Genomic DNA, 15318 nt, shown 5'->3' with positions numbered 1-15318 from the left:
ATTAACGGGGTCAGGAGGCGCCGGTTTGGTGGGCTCTTTTCTTTTCGATTGTCGTGACCGGCTGACGGGTTGTTAGGAATGACCTAGTTACTGGTCGTGTTTTCAGAGCTTAGGTATAGTTGGAACTAGCAAGGTAACACAAGAACCCTGAGACAATCGCCGCAAGGCGAGGAGGTATAACGGGTGAGCCGTAGCGGGGTGTACTGGTGGATTCTGGTCGAAGCTCGGACCTTGCGCATAAGGCACCCTCGATGGGTGCCTTTTCTGTTTAACTACAGCTCAGGGGAGAAGACACATTCTGGTGCCTCCCCTCCCCTGTTTCTACGTTTGCGGGTTGGTCCACTAGCTATCGGGATTTTTGCCGAGTCACAGCATCTAGAAGCGATGACTACGCCGAGGTGGACTACGAGAAAAATAGTGTAAAAAATCGCCAATTTTTTCACTATCCCCTCTGATTTTCAGGAAATAGTGAAAAAATCCGCGATTTCTTTCATAATCCAAGTCACATATGGGCGACTTGAGGGTACCGGGGGGGCTCCCCGACTTAGCCTCCCTTGCAGGGGCGCATCCTAGCGGGAAGCCGTGCCCCCCCCCGCTCTACTTATTCCGTTCCTTCAGTCGTTTTTCAACAAAGAGCTTGTAGCCCTGCGGTTCAAGGATATGAGACGCCTTCCACTTATTGGGTCGCTCCGCGGTACGGTGCAAACGCACATAGTAGGCGGGGCTAAGGCTTCCCTCGACTCGCACGCTAACCGTAAGCCAGTAAGGGTTGTCCCCACCAGGAACTTTCAGGGTCGGGTCATCAACCAGTTCAGCGCTGATTACGGTTCCTTTCAAAAGGTCAATACGCGAGTTAGGCCCGTACTCATTCTGCACTTCGGGGTCAACCATCGGGTAGAGCTCTTCTGACCATTCCTTGTACGGCTTGCCGCTGGTGTAGGCGGCGACGATTGCTTTCGCGGCTTCAAGGGCACGACCGCGGTCTTCGTCAGTGATGCTGTTGAGGGTGGGAACGCTGGAGGGCTGCTGGGGTCCACCGCCGGTTCCTGCCAGGGGTGAGGGGTCAAGGCTCACGGTCGGGGTCGGGGTCGCTGCCGCAATGGTGGATGCTGCGGTGGTGCTTGCCTCTGCGCTCGGGGAGGCGGTCACCTCGGCAACGGTGGGGGTGCGGCCTGCGGTGGTGGTTGCAGGTGCAGGAGTAGTAGTAGGACTGGGGGTACTGGTTGCGGTCGAGGCGCCGCCGGTGATGAGGGTTCCGCCCGGTGCGGAGCTATCAGTACTAGCGGAACAGCCGCTGGCGAGCAGTGCGAGGACAGCGGCGGTTGCGGTGATTTTGCGGGTCATGGAGAGGGGCTTTCTCTGATGAACGGTATCTATGTATCGGTGTGATGCGTCTAGGCGGGACATATGCTTAGGCTGTGTAGCGTTACGACCGCCTACGGTTAGTGTCTGCGTCGGGCATTGACGCGTAGTGGGTGCATGGTTCGCACCGGATTAGCGGTAGAAATTCGGTGTTTTTGTGCAGTCCAGCTCATATCATGGTAGCTCAGGGCGAGCGCCTGCAGGATATCTGTAGGCATGATAGGGTATCTTTTGACACCGATAACCACGTGCCGCCGTGTTTTTTCGTCTTGCAGTCCTCGATGTTGTGTTCTGGCTCAGACGCTTCTGCTGCGGCACCGCATAGTTTCTCATCACTCATTCAATCTCTGCCCTCCTGCTGGGGGTGGGTTTGTCGCGCCCCGAATTGTGGGGTCTACGTATTTTGGAGATTGTTATGGAGAACAAAGGCGGAGTCACCATCCCCCGCTGGGCTTTCGGACTGGCAGCAGCCGTCGTCGCCCTCCTCGTCGTACTGGTCATCGTGCTCATTCCGCGCGGCGGCGATAATTCCAACACCTCCGCCGCGGGCGGTTCGAACGGTGCGGCTCAATCGAAGGCCACCTCAACGGTAGCGGCAGGCACCTGCGGCGCTGGCGCCTCAGACGACCAGGCAGTACTGGATGCAGCCCCCAAGGACACCACGTGGGTAACCACTGATGGGGGTTGGATGGGTCCGGTATCGAAGACCGCCGGTCCGATGGCGAACTCCCCGATCCGTAACTGCTTCGAGCACTCGGCTGAAGGCGGATTGTACGCCGCAACCTGGGCTTATATTCAGATGGTTGAGGCCCCGAAGGACTATATGCCGACTATTGTTGGCCCCGGCGCCGATACGCTCCGCGAACTCCGCAAGAAGGACACTACGACCGCTCCGGTTCTCCACATTTCCGGCTACCGTTACATCTCCTACACCCCGGAGCGTGCAACGGTGCGACTGCTGATCAAGACCCCGTCGGCTACGTACTGGTCTGCCGATATTGTGATGGAGTGGCACGATGGTGACTGGCACTATTGGGCTCCTACTACTCCTACTGAAGCTGGCAAGGCTGACCCCGACGAGTTCATCACCTGGGGTTCCTAAAAGCTAACAGCCCGTACGGGCAATAAAACGCGGTGGGGCACGACCTTTCATTAGGTCGTGCCCCACCGCGTTTATAGGTTTATGCCAACTCTAGGAGCCAGACCCTAGACGCCGCCTCCGTCAGAAGAAGTCAATGTCAGGGAGGCCCGAAAATATCTCAGCAAAGAGCTCGTACGTACCTATCACAAAACGCTCACTGCGGTCCTCCACCTCGCTATCAGCCCGCGAATACATGAAAAGGCCACCAATAATCTTCACACCAAAGAAATACAGCCCAACACAGCCAAGGACCAGAGCCACAAAAGGCATCACCAGCATGACCACAAAGTGAAGAATCACGTTATCAATCGAGCCGCCAAGCAACACCAGGCCGACGATAACAACCCCCGTTACGATCAAACACACGGGCACGCTCACAACATACATGCCCCAGGCGATGATACGCAGAACAGTCTTCCAGAAGCCACGGCGCGGTTTCTCCTGCAGATAATCTGCGGGATGCGAAAGATATGGTGCGGTTTGCTGAAGTGCCGGCTGGTTGCTCATAGGTGGTTGTCTCCTGACGTACTCGGTGCATACATCAACAATCCGAGAATACGTCACCCACCTGGGCGATTCCTCAAAACGGGCGCAAGCAAACCACACCTGTTAGAGCACGTCCGGGTGGACCGCCACCTCCACGGCGGCAGGCAGCACCCGCGCACTAATGCGGTACGCCGACGGCGCCGGGTCACCATCCACCTCAACAGGCTGCGCACCGTCCGGGAACTCCAGTACCACCTCAGAACCCACCAAGTGGCGAATCACCGGCAACTCAATACGCGGCGAACCCAAAATCGTGCGGCGCGTAACCTTCGCCAACAACAGGCCCCACTCCACCAGGTCACGCGGCGACGCCACAATCACCTCAAGGTTGCCATCATTCACATCCGTCATATCCGCCAGGCGAATACCACCCTGCAGGCGACCACAATTCGCAATCAGCACCGAACGCATCGGCAAAATACGAGGCTCCCCACCGTCCACACTGATACTCACCGGGTGCGACCTGCCCAGCATATGCTTCATGCCAGACTGCACGTACGCCACCCAACCGAACTTCGCCTTAATATCCTCGTTCGTGTCATTCATAACAAGCGCGTCAAAGCCGGCACCACTCATCACAAAGAACGTGTGTTCGGTTTCTTCGCCGGTGGTGCTCGTCGTCGTCATCTCAATCGCATCAACGGTCTGACCTGCACCGTTAAGCGCAATATCAATGCACGCCGCCACGTCACTGACCGGAATATACAGGTTGCGCGCCAGCAGGTTACCGGTACCCATCGGCAGAATACCCAGACGCGGCTTGCGCCCCTCATGATGCGCCAGCGCCGCCGCCACAGCACGCACCGTGCCGTCACCGCCGGCAGCAATCAGCAGGTCAACGCCCTCAGCGATCAGCTCGCGGGCAACCTCGGAACCGGGCTCGTCCACGCGGGTGGTGCGCACCAGCGCCTGCGGGTAGCCATTCGCCGCGAGGGTACGTTCCAGAATCTCAATAGCCGCCGCAGCACCCGGCTTGCTCGGGTTGTACACCACGCCCACGCGCTGCGCCTGCCCGGTGGGCAGGGTCGGCAGAACGCCGAAGGGCGCACCCAGTTCGATAGCGCGTCGGCGCGCTTCACGGCGGGCACGAGTGACGGAGGCGGTCAGAGCCGCCGCCGCGGAAACACCAAGGAGCTTACGGTATAGAGGCATAGTTCTTAGACTACCGGGATACGCAAAAACCCGCCCACCGTTTACGCGGTGAGCGGGTTTTTCAGCTGGTTTTGATACGCCTTAGCGGGCGGGCAATCCCTTACTCAGCAGCTACTGCGGGGATAACCTCAGCGCCACCCATGTACGGGCGAAGGGCTTCCGGAATACGGACAGAGCCATCTGCCTGCTGGTGAGTCTCCAGGAGGGCAACCACCCAGCGAGTCGTCGCCAGGGTACCGTTCAGGGTCGCCACGGAGCGGGTGCGGCCCTTACGCACGTTGCCTGCCTCGTCCACGGTGTCCGGGGTGCGCTCGCGAATGTTCAGGCGGCGCGCCTGGTAAGTGGTGCAGTTCGAGGTGGAGGTCAGCTCACGGTAGGTGCCCTGGGTGGGGACCCACGCCTCGCAGTCGAACTTGCGGGCTGCGGAGGTGCCCAGGTCGCCTGCGGCGGTGTCAATCACGCGGTATGCGAGGCCGCAGCGCTGCAGCATTTCCTCTTCGAGGGCGAGCAGCTTCTCGTGCATCTCTTCTGCCTGCTCGACGGGGCAGTACACGAACATTTCAGCCTTGTTGAACTGGTGCACGCGAATGATGCCGCGGGTGTCCTTACCTGCGGAGCCAGCCTCGCGGCGGTAGCAGGAGGACCAGCCCAGGTACTTCTTCGCGCCCTTCTCAAAGTCGAGAATTTCGTCGGTGTGGTAGCCGGCGAGCGCCACCTCGGAGGTGCCGACCAGGTACAGGTCGTCGCGCTCCAGGCGGTAGATTTCATCGTCGTGCTTGACGTTGAAGCCGGTGCCGTTCATGATTTCGGGGCGCACCAGGGTGGGGGTGGTCATCATGGTGAAGCCGTGCTCGGTTGCGAGGTCGAGCGCCATCCACATGAGTGCCTGCTCGAGGCGTGCCACCTGGCCCTTGAGGAAGTAGAAGCGTGCGCCGGAGACCTTCGCGCCGCGTGCCATGTCGATGCCATCGACGAGCTCGCCGATTTCGAGGTGGTCGCGCGGCTCGAAGCCGTCAGCGGTGAAGTCGCGGGGGGTGCCGACCTTCTTGACGACCACGTAGTCGTCTTCGCCGCCGGTGGGCACGCCGTCGATGATGAGGTTCTCGATGCTGCTAATCAGTTCCTCGTATTCGGCGGTCTTCGCTTCGGAGGCTGCCTTCGCCTCGTTGACGCGGGCGGCCAGTTCCTTCGCCTGTGCGACGAGTGCGGGCTTTTCTTCCTTGGGTGCCTTAGCAACCTTCTTGCCGAATGCGTTCTGCTCGGCGCGCAGGTTCTCGTATTCGCCGATGAGTGCGCGGCGTGCGGTGTCGGCTTCGAGGATGCGGTCGACGTGGGTTTCGTCCTTGCCGCGTGCTCGCTGGGAGGCGCGGAAGACATCGGGGTTTTCGCGGAGGAGGTTAATATCAATCACTGTTTTATCCTACCTAATCTTGAGGTGGGTTGTGGGCGGGGTTTGCGCTGGTGGGGCGCGGGTAGGTCACGGGTATCTATGAGGGGGTATCTAGCGGCGGGCGGCTAGTGGTGCCGCTAGTGGCGCTGCAGCTGTGCGGGGCGGCCGTTCGGGAAGAGCGACTCGACCCACTCGTGCGCGGCGTCGAAGGAGGCATCGGAGTGGATGCTGTCGACCTCGGTATTTTCGTGGTCGGCGCGCGGGTAGGAGCCGAGGAATTTCAGCGTCGGGGAGACGCGGTGCAGGCCGCGCAGTGCATCGCGCATGCGTGCCTCATAAATGTGGCCGTCGGCGTCGATGCTGAACGAGTAGGAGCCCATGCCTTCGCCGGTGGGGCGAGATTCGATGCGGGAGAGGTTCACGCCGCGCACGGAGAACTGTTCGAGCAGTTCGAGCAGGGCGCCGGCGCGGTTGGCGGGCAGCGGCACGGTCAGGGTGGTTTTGTCGGAGCCGGTCGGTTCGGGGATGTCGGCGGTGCGGGAGAGCAACACGAAGCGGGTGACGGCGTTCTTGTTGTCGCCGATGTTGTCCTGCAACACGTGCAGTTCCGGGTGGTAGGCGAGTAGCGCCGGGGAGCAGATTGCCGCATCGTAGGTGCAGCCCTCTTCGAGCAGGCCAACAGCCGCCGCCGCGGTGGAGGAGCCGGGCAGGTACGCCGCGGTGGGCACGTTATCCTGCGCCCAGCCACGCACCTGCGCCCAGGCGTGCGAGTGGGTGGAAATCGTCTTGACGTCCTCAATGTTGAGGGGCTTTGCGGCGACCAGCACGAAGCGGATCGGCACGAGCACCTCACGGATAATGCGTACACCCTCGCTGGCTGCGATAGCGTCCAGGGTGGCGCTCACGCCGCCCTCCACGGAGTTCTCGATGGGCACCATGGCGGCGTCCGCCTCGCCCGCATTCAGGCGTGCGAGCGCGTCAGGCACGCTGGTGGCGGGGATGCGTTCGGCGTCAGCTGCGCCGGGGACGCTCAGCAGGGCGGATTCGGTGAAGGTGCCGGAGGGGCCAAGGTAGGTGTATCGCATGCCACTATAGTAGCGTCTGCCGTGGAGGGGGCGCCGAATTGGGCCATAGGTTACGGTCTTTGGCGGTAGTTAAAAGCCCCCACCAAAGTCGCTAACCTATGGTCGAAAAATTTAAGTCATTACCGAAAAACTTAGGTCATGACCGAAAGACCTAAATCACGGCTGGAACCGCTACCTCACGAACTGGCGCACCCGCGCGGTGTCCCAGTACTGGGCGGGCACGCCTCCACCCATGAGCTCACGGGCGATAGCGGCAGCCTGCACGGAGCCAGCCTCCGGCAGGGGCGCGTGCGAGCCGGCAATAATGACGTTGCCGCGGCGGCGGCCCTTCAACATTGCCGAATCCGCCACGATGCACACGTACTCAAACACCTCAAGCAGGGCGGACGCCTCAGCGCGGGCACCGGTCAGCGCCGGCCCGTCGCCGCAGTTCAGGATGTACAGGCCGCCGGGCGCCAGCGACTCGGCGACGGTGCGGGTGAACTCGACGGTGGTGAGCGCCTCGGGGGTGGTGTCCCCGGCGAACACATCACGAATCAGCACGTCGCGGGAAGCCGGGGCAAACGTGGAGGTGACGGCGCCCGCCTCGCCCACGCGAATCTTCACGCGCGGCGCCTTGGGGATGTCGAACCAGGCGCGCACATACTCGGCGAGCTTGGCATCCAGCTCAACAACCGTGTTGCGGCTGGTCGGGTACAGGTCAGCGAAATAGCGCGCCATGGAGCACGCACCGCCGCCCAGGTGGGTGATGCGCAGCTTCGCGGCGTCCAGGTGCTCCTCCACATGCGAGGAGACGACCGCCGCAATCCAGCGCATGTACTCAAAATCCAGCTGGCGGGGCTCACCCACAATCACGTGGGAAGACTGCACACCATTAATGAGCAGCAGCCAGCCGTCGGCATGGTAGCCGTCGGGGACCAGCTCCGCCTCACCCGTAGAGATCGGGTACACGCCAGCGGCGGCACCCTGCACGGGGGTGCTCTCAGTATCGTCGATGCGGTTCTTCTGCTGCTTCTGCGCCTTTTGGGCTTTCTTCGGTGCCCTGCTCTTTTTCGCCATACCCACTAGACTAGCCGACAAGCCTCAAGGCAACAGAGCGCTCTGCAACAGCCCCGCACGCCCCTAGCGTACGCACCCGCGGCAAACCGCCTCCACAGGGGCCGGCTGAGTAGACTAGAACCCATGGGATTTGTATGTCAGGGCCGCTACGCGCTCGCACCAATTGAACCGACCGACGCCGAAAAATACGTCAACCTGCAGCTGGACTGCATGGAGCAAACCTACGACCCGATCTACTTCGACACGCTCGGTGAAAGCTTCACCGCCCGCCACCGTGCCGAACGCAACGAATACCTCGAAGACTTCCACCGCCACCTCTCCTCCCCCACCGTGCGCGGCTTCTTCGCCTACGACGTACCCGGCTGGACCCCCGACGGCGGGCTCTCCTGCTCCATCGGCGCACGCATCGACTGGGATAAGCCGGTCGGCCTGGCGCTCTCCCTGTGCGAACCCTCCTCCTGGGAACTCGAACGCGCCGAGTCCCTCCCCGAACTGCCCGCAGGCACCCGTAAACTCGTGCACCTGTACACCCTCAACCACACACACGGCACCGGGCTCGGTCAGGCACTCTACGAGTCCGTCATCTACCCGGACGAAAACTCCTACCTGTGGGTCATGGCAGAAAACGAACGAGCGCTCTCCTTCTACGAGCGCCTCGGCTACCACAACGAAGGCGTGTACTTCCAAGCACGCGGCGCCTGGGAGCCCGGCCACAGCGTACGATACACACGCATCCTCAACCCCTAAACAGCGCACCCAAACAGGGGAACAGCCCGCCCACATGACGCAGCGCACCGCACCCCCTGTTAGGCGCCACCCCCACAACGCCTTAAGATAGAAGATGACCTATAAGCTCGACGCACCCGCGCACAGGAGCACATACACCCCTGCGCAGCCGCGGGACCCAGCGCCGAACATCCGCATAGAAGGAAAGTAAAACTATGACCACCGGTCTTTACCTCTCCGCTATGTCCCAGAACTCGGGCAAGTCCCTCGTCGCCCTGGGCCTAGCAGACTCCCTCATCAAGCGCGCAGACCGCGTCGGCTTCTTCCGCCCCGTCTTCGACGGCGCAACCATCTCTGACGACCCCGTAGCACGCCTCATCCGCGAGCACTTCGGCCTCGCTGAGGAGCAGGTCGGCGGCGCCGTCTCCATGACCGACGCCCTCGCACTCATCGCAGAAGGCGACACCGAAGAGATTTCCGCCCGCGCAGTCTCCGCCTACGAGAAGGTCGCAGCAAACAGCGACGTCGTAATCGTCGACGGCGTCTACCTGCCCGCTAACGCGCTCTCCGTCGAGTTCGACCTGAACGTCCAGATTGCACGCGACCTCGGCCTGCCCGTCGTCGCTATCGTCGGCGCACAGGAAGCAACCGTCGAGGAAGCAGTCACCGCCGTTGACGTGGCACGCACCGAGCTGCTCGCATCCAAGGCAGACCTGCTCGCCATCATCGTCGGCCGCGCAGAACCCGAACTGCGCGAAGAAATCGAGAAGTCCGTCAAGCGCGGCGACGCAAACCTGCCCGTCTACGTACTGCCCGAAATCCCCGAGCTGAACGCACCCACCGTCGGTGAAGTTGCCGAGGCCCTCAAGCTCGACACCGAAGGCATCAAGGCAGAAGACCTCAGCCGCGATATTCACGGCATCAAGGTCGCAGCAATGAACGTCTCCAACTTCCTGAACCAGTTCGTTGACGGCGACTTCGTCATCGTCCCCGGCGACCGTGCAGACATCGTTGCAGCAACCCTCGCGTCCGCACTGGCACCGACCTTCCCGGCGCCCTCCGGCGTGCTGCTCACCGGCGGCCTGGACGCACTGCCCGGCAAGAACACCGCAGTCGGCTCCCTCATCGACAACGCACCGTTCCCCGTGCTGTCCACCACCAAGGACACCTTCAAGTCTGCACGCGCAGTCTCCCGCGTCCGTGGCGCCCTCGAAAGCGGCCACCAGCGCAAGCTCGCAGCAGCAATGGGCGGCTGGGACGAGCACGTCAACAAGGACGAACTGCTCGCACGCCTCGAAATTGAGCGCCCCGCATCCATGACCCCGCTGCGCTTCCTGCACAACCTCATCGAGACCGCACGCGCAAACCGCCGCTCCGTGGTCCTGCCCGAGGGTTACGACGTGCGTATCCTGCGTGCATCCGAGATCATTGCACGCCGCGACTTCTGCGACCTGATTCTGCTGGGCAACCCCGCAAAGATTGCCGAGATTTGCCAGGCCGAGGGCATCGAACTGCCCAGCTCGATCCGCATCATCGACATCGAAAACAACGAGTACACCGAAGACTTCGCAGCAACCTACGCTGAGCTGCGTGCACACAAGGGCGTCACCATTGAGGCTGCTCGCGAGCGCATGACCGACCCCTCGTACTTCGGCACCATGCTCGTCTACAAGGGCATCGCCGACGGCATGGTTTCCGGTGCTGTGAACACCACCGCGAACACCATCCGCCCCTCGCTCGAGTTCATCAAGACCCGCCCCGGCACCAAGATCGTGTCCTCCGTCTTCCTGATGCTGATGGAAGACCGCGTTCTGGTCTACGGCGACTGCGCAGTGAACCCGAACCCCAACGCAGAGCAGCTCGCCGACATCGCGAAGGCATCCGCAGAGACTGCACGCCAGTTCGGCGTGACCCCCAAGGTTGCTATGCTGTCCTACTCGACCGGCACCTCCGGCGCTGGCGCGGATGTGGACGTTGTGCGCGAGGCAACCGAGATTGTGCGCGCATCGAACCCCGACTTCGCGGTCGAGGGCCCGATCCAGTACGACGCTGCATCGAACATGTCGATTGCGTCGACCAAGCTGCCCGGCAGCGAGGTTGCTGGTCAGGCTACCGTGTTCGTCTTCCCCGACCTGAACACCGGTAACAACACCTACAAGGCTGTTCAGCAGTCTTCGGGTGCTGCCGCTGTGGGCCCGGTTCTGCAGGGTCTGCGTAAGCCCGTGAACGACCTGTCGCGCGGCACCACCGTTGAGGACATCATCAACACCGTTGCGATTACCGCAATTCAGGCGCAGAGCCTGTAAGGTGCACGCGGCGCTGTAGCGTGAAGGCTGCGGCGTTCCGCTGATATAGAAATCTCCCGCACTGGGCGGGGCATGCCTTGGAGGTGTGCTCCACCCGGTGCGGGAGATTTTTTGTAATTACAGGGATTTTTTGGGACCGCTCCTCCGGTTAGGCTTTGCGGCGGAGGCGCACATAGTTAATCACGCCAAGAACAGCCATGCCCACGGCGGTCAGCACCGGGCCGAGGGCGGGCGGGAAGAGCCAGGTGAGCCCCGCCTCCACGGTGTAAGCGATGAGGCGGTAGGCAAGGTAGGCACACGCCGCCACGAAGAGGGCGTAGGCGACGATGATGCCGACCGGGCGGGGCTCGTAGCCTTCCCTTCGGGCACGGAGAGCGGCACCCAGGGCATTACCCAGGTACAGGGCGAGAGCGCCGACGACGACCGCAGCGGTGAAGGCGCCGTCAAGGAGCGTGCGCGGGGTGAGCGGTGCGGTGCCTACCTCGGCGAAGAGGTTGAGGAGGCGCACCACGGTGTAGGCGTAGCAGAAGATAGCTGCGGCGCGGATGGTGAGGGGTAGGTTGGTCCAGAAGGTTTTCATGCGGCCCCTTTCGAGGTGGAGGGCAGGCTTCTGTCTGAGTGTTATCCCAAGGATACCTAAGAACGCTGGCGTGTGATGCGAATCAATAGCATGTGGGCTGGTGTGTTGCGTGTATGGGGCGGGGCGGTTTTTTGTGCTGACTTTTACCTTTACTGCGCCGAGAAGCCACATGTGTTTCGAAAAGCAACATGTTAAGTGGCTTCTCGAAACACATGTGGCTTTTCGAGGAAGAATTCATGGAGGAGGCGGGGTAGAGAATTTTTGTAATTACAGACTTTCACCGCTCCTCGCCCCGAACCAGTGACCACCCGGGCAGCGCCAAACCGTCCGGGCTGCTAGGCTGCTGCTATGACCACGACTGACGAAACTCTCCCCCTGGGGCTCTACGAACACCTCAAGAGCGCATCGCTCATGGGCCGCGCCATCCCCGAAGGCGCGCAATGGCAGGAAGAAATCCTCAAAAAGGACGACTACAATATCCCCGAACTGCTCACCCAGTTCTTCGCTACCCAACTGGCCCCCGCCCTCGAAAGCCTCAAAACTCCCGCCGACCAGGTGGAACTTGTCAACCGCATGATGGAGCTCCTACCGCAGGAGGCCAAGGAGCAGAACGATTCGTTGCTGACCGATGATGACAGCAACGTAATTCAGATGCGCGAGCTCGCCCTCACTGACGCAAAAACTACGCGCCCCGATATTCCTCTGAGCGATGTCGCTCTGATGACGAATACTTCTAAAGACCTGAATCTCAATACTGAAATTCAGAAAGAATTAGAAAGTGCAGACCGTGTAGATTTGCTCTGCTCTTTTCTGAAAATGTCTGGTGTTAATAGTTTGAGTGAGCAGCTTAAAGCTATTAAAAATCGCGGTATTCCTTTCCGCATTATTACCACCACCTATATGGGCGCGACCGACCGCAAGGCTATTGACCGCCTCGTTGAAGAGTACGGCGCGGAGGTGAAAATCAGCTACCAGGGCGACAGCACCCGCCTGCACGCGAAGGCTTGGCTGTTCCACCGCAATACCGGCATGTCTACCGGCTATGTGGGTAGCTCGAACCTCTCCAGCGCTGCGCTCACTGACGGTCTGGAGTGGAATGTACGTATCTCCAGCCCGATTACGCCCGGCCTGATCCGCCAGTTTGAAGGCCTGTTCGAGAGCTACTGGAAGAGCGGTGATTTTACCCTCTATACCGCTACTGACCAGGAGAAACAGGAGCTCGACACCGCCCTGGCCAAGGCCGATATTACTGGCCGCAAGAGCAAGGGCCTGGAGTACGATATCGACTCGTCTCTGCTGGATGTGCACCCGTTCCCGCATCAGGCGCGTATGCTCGAAGAAATGCAGAACGCTCGTTCTAAGGGACGTCACCGCAACCTCGCCGTGGCCGCAACCGGCACAGGCAAAACTGTGTTCTCAGCTCTCGACTACAGGCGCCTCTGCGAGCAGTACGGCAAAAAGCTGAAGCTGCTTTTCATTGCGCACCGCAAAGAAATTCTCGACCAGGCGCGCCGCACTTTCGGTGACGTCATGCTTAAAGGTAATTTCGGTGAGCTCCTGACCGGCGGCAAAAAGCCCGAATATAACGAGGCAGTTTTTGCGACCATTCAAACTTTGTCAGGTGCCGCCCTTGAGAATTATGCACCGGACTATTTTGACGTCATCATCATGGACGAATGTCACCACATTAAGGCCGCCAGCTGGGACAAAGTTTTCAACTATTTTGAGCCCCGCGAATTTATTGGCCTGACCGCAACCCCCGAGCGAGAAGACGGGGTGAACATCGCCGACAAGTACTTCGGCGGCTACGTGGCGACCTCAATTCGTCTGTGGGATGCGCTCGAAGACCACCTCCTCGTACCCTTCCAGTACTTCGGTATTGCCGACGGCACCGACCTGCGCCGCGTCGACGTTCGAGGCGGCAAATACGACGAGAACGCCCTGGAAAACCTGTACACCAAGGGCGAGGCTGAACGCCGCCTGCGCATCATCGTGGAGGAGCTGCGCGAGAAGGTCGACAACCCCCTGCGCATGAAGGCGCTCGGGTTCTGCGTGAGTGTGAAGCACGCCGAATACATGGCGCAGAAGTTCAACGAGGTGGGTATTCCCGCTGACTTCTTGGTGGGTACGGATTCCGCCGAACGCCGCGCCGAAGTCATGAAAAACCTTGCAGACGAAGCGCACGAGCTGACCACGATCTTCACCGTGGACCTGTTCAACGAGGGCGTCGACATTCCGAGCGTCGACACGCTCCTGATGCTGCGCCCCACCCAGTCGCTCACGCTCTTCCTGCAGCAGCTGGGCCGCGGTCTGCGCCGTGCACCGTTGAAGTCTGTTCTGACGGTCCTCGACTTCGTGGGACACCAGAACAAGAACTTCATGGTTCACAGTAAGTACCGCGCCTTTGTGCGGCAGGGCACCCTGACCGAGCAGGACATTAAGAGCCCCGAGCTGCCGGCCGGTTGCCACTTCCACCTGGATGAGCTGACCCAGAAGCAGGTCATTCAGAAGATTCGTGAGTCCCTGCGCATGAACCAGAATGCCCTTATCGACACCGCTAAGAGCTACCTGGAAGATATGCGCAGAAACTCCGCGGGCACCGATATTGACCCCACCGTCATTGACTTCATCAACCGCTACAGCATGGGTCTGCCCCAGATTTACGGCCGTAGCAGCAAGGTGCCCCTACCCGGTATTACTAAGCCTGTTGCAACGACCTGGACCAGCCTCAAGGCCGCGAGTGGACTGTACCCCGACCTGGTGGTTCCCTTCCACGACAACGTGTCCGTCGAAACGAATAAGCGCGTCAAGGCGCTCACGCACGTGCACGACACGTTCCGCATTAACGCCTACCTGGAGCTGCTGAACACGGGCATCCTGGAGCAGGACATGACCGACGAACAGCGCCGCCACGCATGGATGCTGCTGTTCTCCATCTGGCCGAAGGCCAAGTGGGACGGTTCCACCGAGAAGTTCAGCCTCGACGAGGGCATGGCGACTCTGCGCAAGAACCGCGGCATGCTGCAGGAGATAGAGAGCGTCTGGCGCTTCAACGCCTCCACGGATACCGTCTCCACCCTGCCGCTCTTTGAGGGCGAAGGCATTCCCCTGCGCACTCACGCCCTCTACTCCCGCGAGGAACTATTCGCCGGACTGGGCGGCCAGGAGGAGAACTTCAAGGTACCCGGCGGCGTGGTCAACGGTGTTGTACCGTTCGACCCGACGAACACCACCGCGCTACTGGTGACGCTCGAGAAGTCTGAGAAGCACTTCTCGCCGGCCACCATGTACAAGGACTACGCCATCAGCACTGACGAGTTCGCGTGGGATTCGCAGAGCGCAACCACCCCCGAAAGCCCAACGGGGCAGCTCTTCCAGCATCATGAGGAGCGAGGCCGACGCATCGTGCTCTTTGCCCGCCAGCACAGGGAGAACGGGCTTGGCCCCGAACCCTACATGTGCCTGGGCACCGTGAAATACATTTCTCACGAGGGGTCTAAGCCGATGCATATTCGCTGGTCGCTGGACCGCCCAATGCCGGCGTCCATGTTCCAGATCGCGAAGATTGCCTCATAGGTTGTAAATAACTGCAGCAGGCGGCCCCGGATGCGTGTGCGTCCGGGGCCGCCTGCTTTTTAGACAGAGGTTTTCGATAGGTTAGTGTCTTCGCCGTGGGTCTTTAACCCGCGGTGAAGACACTAACCTATCGACGAAAAAGCTAAGTCATAACCCATAACCAGCTCTCACCTACCTGGTGCGGAGAGGGATTCGGTCATGAGTTCCGGATTTGTGCCGTAGGTTAGCGTCTTTGGTCGTAGTTAAAAACCATGGCAGAAGACGCTAAACCATGGCACAAATTCTGCAGGCGTGGCACCTCCGCGGGCGCAGAGATATTTGATACATAAAACATTGAGAAGCCCGAATAATGACCAACCACCGTCATCATCCTCAAAAGAATGCAAACGACGGCA

At 60.6% G+C, this 15318-nt stretch carries 11 protein-coding genes; 4 read left to right on the top strand and 7 right to left on the bottom strand.

From position 1 onward, the window contains the following. Window positions 1-597: 597 nt before the first annotated feature. Window positions 598-1344, bottom strand: coding sequence for a carbonic anhydrase (locus RWZ58_RS03080; RefSeq protein WP_314657328.1), 747 nt, complete (start codon window positions 1342-1344; stop codon window positions 598-600). A gap of 433 nt (window positions 1345-1777) precedes the next feature. Between RWZ58_RS03080 and RWZ58_RS03075 the strand changes: the two genes are divergently transcribed. Continuing rightward, window positions 1778-2464, top strand: a complete 687-nt coding sequence (locus RWZ58_RS03075) for an acyl-CoA synthetase (RefSeq protein ID WP_314657327.1) — start codon at window positions 1778-1780, stop codon at window positions 2462-2464. Window positions 2465-2584: 120 nt separating this feature from the next. Here the strand turns inward: RWZ58_RS03075 and RWZ58_RS03070 are convergent, their stop codons facing one another. From RWZ58_RS03070 to RWZ58_RS03050, 5 genes are all read right to left on the bottom strand, one after another. Next, window positions 2585-3010, bottom strand: a complete 426-nt coding sequence (locus RWZ58_RS03070) for a hypothetical protein (RefSeq protein WP_314657325.1) — start codon at window positions 3008-3010, stop codon at window positions 2585-2587. 102 nt (window positions 3011-3112) lie between these two features. Next, window positions 3113-4201 (bottom strand): diacylglycerol kinase family protein, encoded by a 1089-nt coding sequence (locus RWZ58_RS03065; protein WP_314657323.1) that lies wholly within the window; start codon window positions 4199-4201, stop codon window positions 3113-3115. A 100-nt stretch (window positions 4202-4301) separates the two neighbouring features. Beyond that, window positions 4302-5612, bottom strand: coding sequence for a serine--tRNA ligase (gene serS, locus RWZ58_RS03060; protein WP_314657321.1), 1311 nt, complete (start codon window positions 5610-5612; stop codon window positions 4302-4304). A gap of 116 nt (window positions 5613-5728) precedes the next feature. Beyond that, a complete protein-coding gene (gene pheA / locus RWZ58_RS03055; protein WP_314657319.1) occupies window positions 5729-6676 on the bottom strand; it encodes a prephenate dehydratase in 948 nt (315 codons plus the stop codon). Window positions 6677-6847: 171 nt separating this feature from the next. Further along, the gene (locus tag RWZ58_RS03050; protein ID WP_314657317.1) at window positions 6848-7735 is read right to left on the bottom strand and encodes a fused MFS/spermidine synthase; all 888 of its coding nucleotides are present in this window, start codon (window positions 7733-7735) and stop codon (window positions 6848-6850) included. A gap of 123 nt (window positions 7736-7858) precedes the next feature. Between RWZ58_RS03050 and RWZ58_RS03045 the strand changes: the two genes are divergently transcribed. Then, complete coding sequence (locus RWZ58_RS03045; protein ID WP_314657315.1) at window positions 7859-8482, top strand: GNAT family N-acetyltransferase; 624 nt, start codon at window positions 7859-7861, stop codon at window positions 8480-8482. Between the two features lie 194 nt (window positions 8483-8676). Beyond that, window positions 8677-10767: a phosphate acetyltransferase gene (gene pta, locus RWZ58_RS03040; protein WP_314657314.1), complete on the top strand. Its 2091-nt coding sequence runs from the start codon at window positions 8677-8679 to the stop codon at window positions 10765-10767. 148 nt (window positions 10768-10915) lie between these two features. On the opposite strand, the gene RWZ58_RS03035 is transcribed toward pta, so the two are convergent. After that, window positions 10916-11347, bottom strand: a complete 432-nt coding sequence (locus tag RWZ58_RS03035; protein ID WP_314657312.1) for a hypothetical protein — start codon at window positions 11345-11347, stop codon at window positions 10916-10918. 348 nt (window positions 11348-11695) lie between these two features. Between RWZ58_RS03035 and RWZ58_RS03030 the strand changes: the two genes are divergently transcribed. After that, complete coding sequence (locus RWZ58_RS03030; RefSeq protein WP_314657311.1) at window positions 11696-14923, top strand: DUF3427 domain-containing protein; 3228 nt, start codon at window positions 11696-11698, stop codon at window positions 14921-14923. Window positions 14924-15318: the final 395 nt, after the last annotated feature.

This window comes from uncultured Rothia sp., assembly GCF_963544205.1.
Lineage (GTDB): Bacteria > Actinomycetota > Actinomycetes > Actinomycetales > Micrococcaceae > Rothia.
The sequence above is the reverse complement of the archived record's forward strand: the minus strand, read 5'-3'. Positions and strand labels throughout refer to the sequence as shown.

Bases quoted from the DNA above. Each gene is read 5' to 3' on its own strand.
- RWZ58_RS03080 (WP_314657328.1), bottom strand. From the start codon at position 1,344: ATGACCCGCAAAATCACCGCAACCGCCGCTGTCCTCGCACTGCTCGCC.
- RWZ58_RS03075 (WP_314657327.1), top strand. From the start codon at position 1,778: ATGGAGAACAAAGGCGGAGTCACCATCCCCCGCTGGGCTTTCGGACTG.
- RWZ58_RS03070 (WP_314657325.1), bottom strand. From the start codon at position 3,010: ATGAGCAACCAGCCGGCACTTCAGCAAACCGCACCATATCTTTCGCAT.
- RWZ58_RS03065 (WP_314657323.1), bottom strand. From the start codon at position 4,201: ATGCCTCTATACCGTAAGCTCCTTGGTGTTTCCGCGGCGGCGGCTCTG.
- pheA (WP_314657319.1), bottom strand. From the start codon at position 6,676: ATGCGATACACCTACCTTGGCCCCTCCGGCACCTTCACCGAATCCGCC.
- RWZ58_RS03050 (WP_314657317.1), bottom strand. From the start codon at position 7,735: ATGGCGAAAAAGAGCAGGGCACCGAAGAAAGCCCAAAAGGCGCAGAAG.
- RWZ58_RS03045 (WP_314657315.1), top strand. From the start codon at position 7,859: ATGGGATTTGTATGTCAGGGCCGCTACGCGCTCGCACCAATTGAACCG.
- pta (WP_314657314.1), top strand. From the start codon at position 8,677: ATGACCACCGGTCTTTACCTCTCCGCTATGTCCCAGAACTCGGGCAAG.
- RWZ58_RS03035 (WP_314657312.1), bottom strand. From the start codon at position 11,347: ATGAAAACCTTCTGGACCAACCTACCCCTCACCATCCGCGCCGCAGCT.
- RWZ58_RS03030 (WP_314657311.1), top strand. From the start codon at position 11,696: ATGACCACGACTGACGAAACTCTCCCCCTGGGGCTCTACGAACACCTC.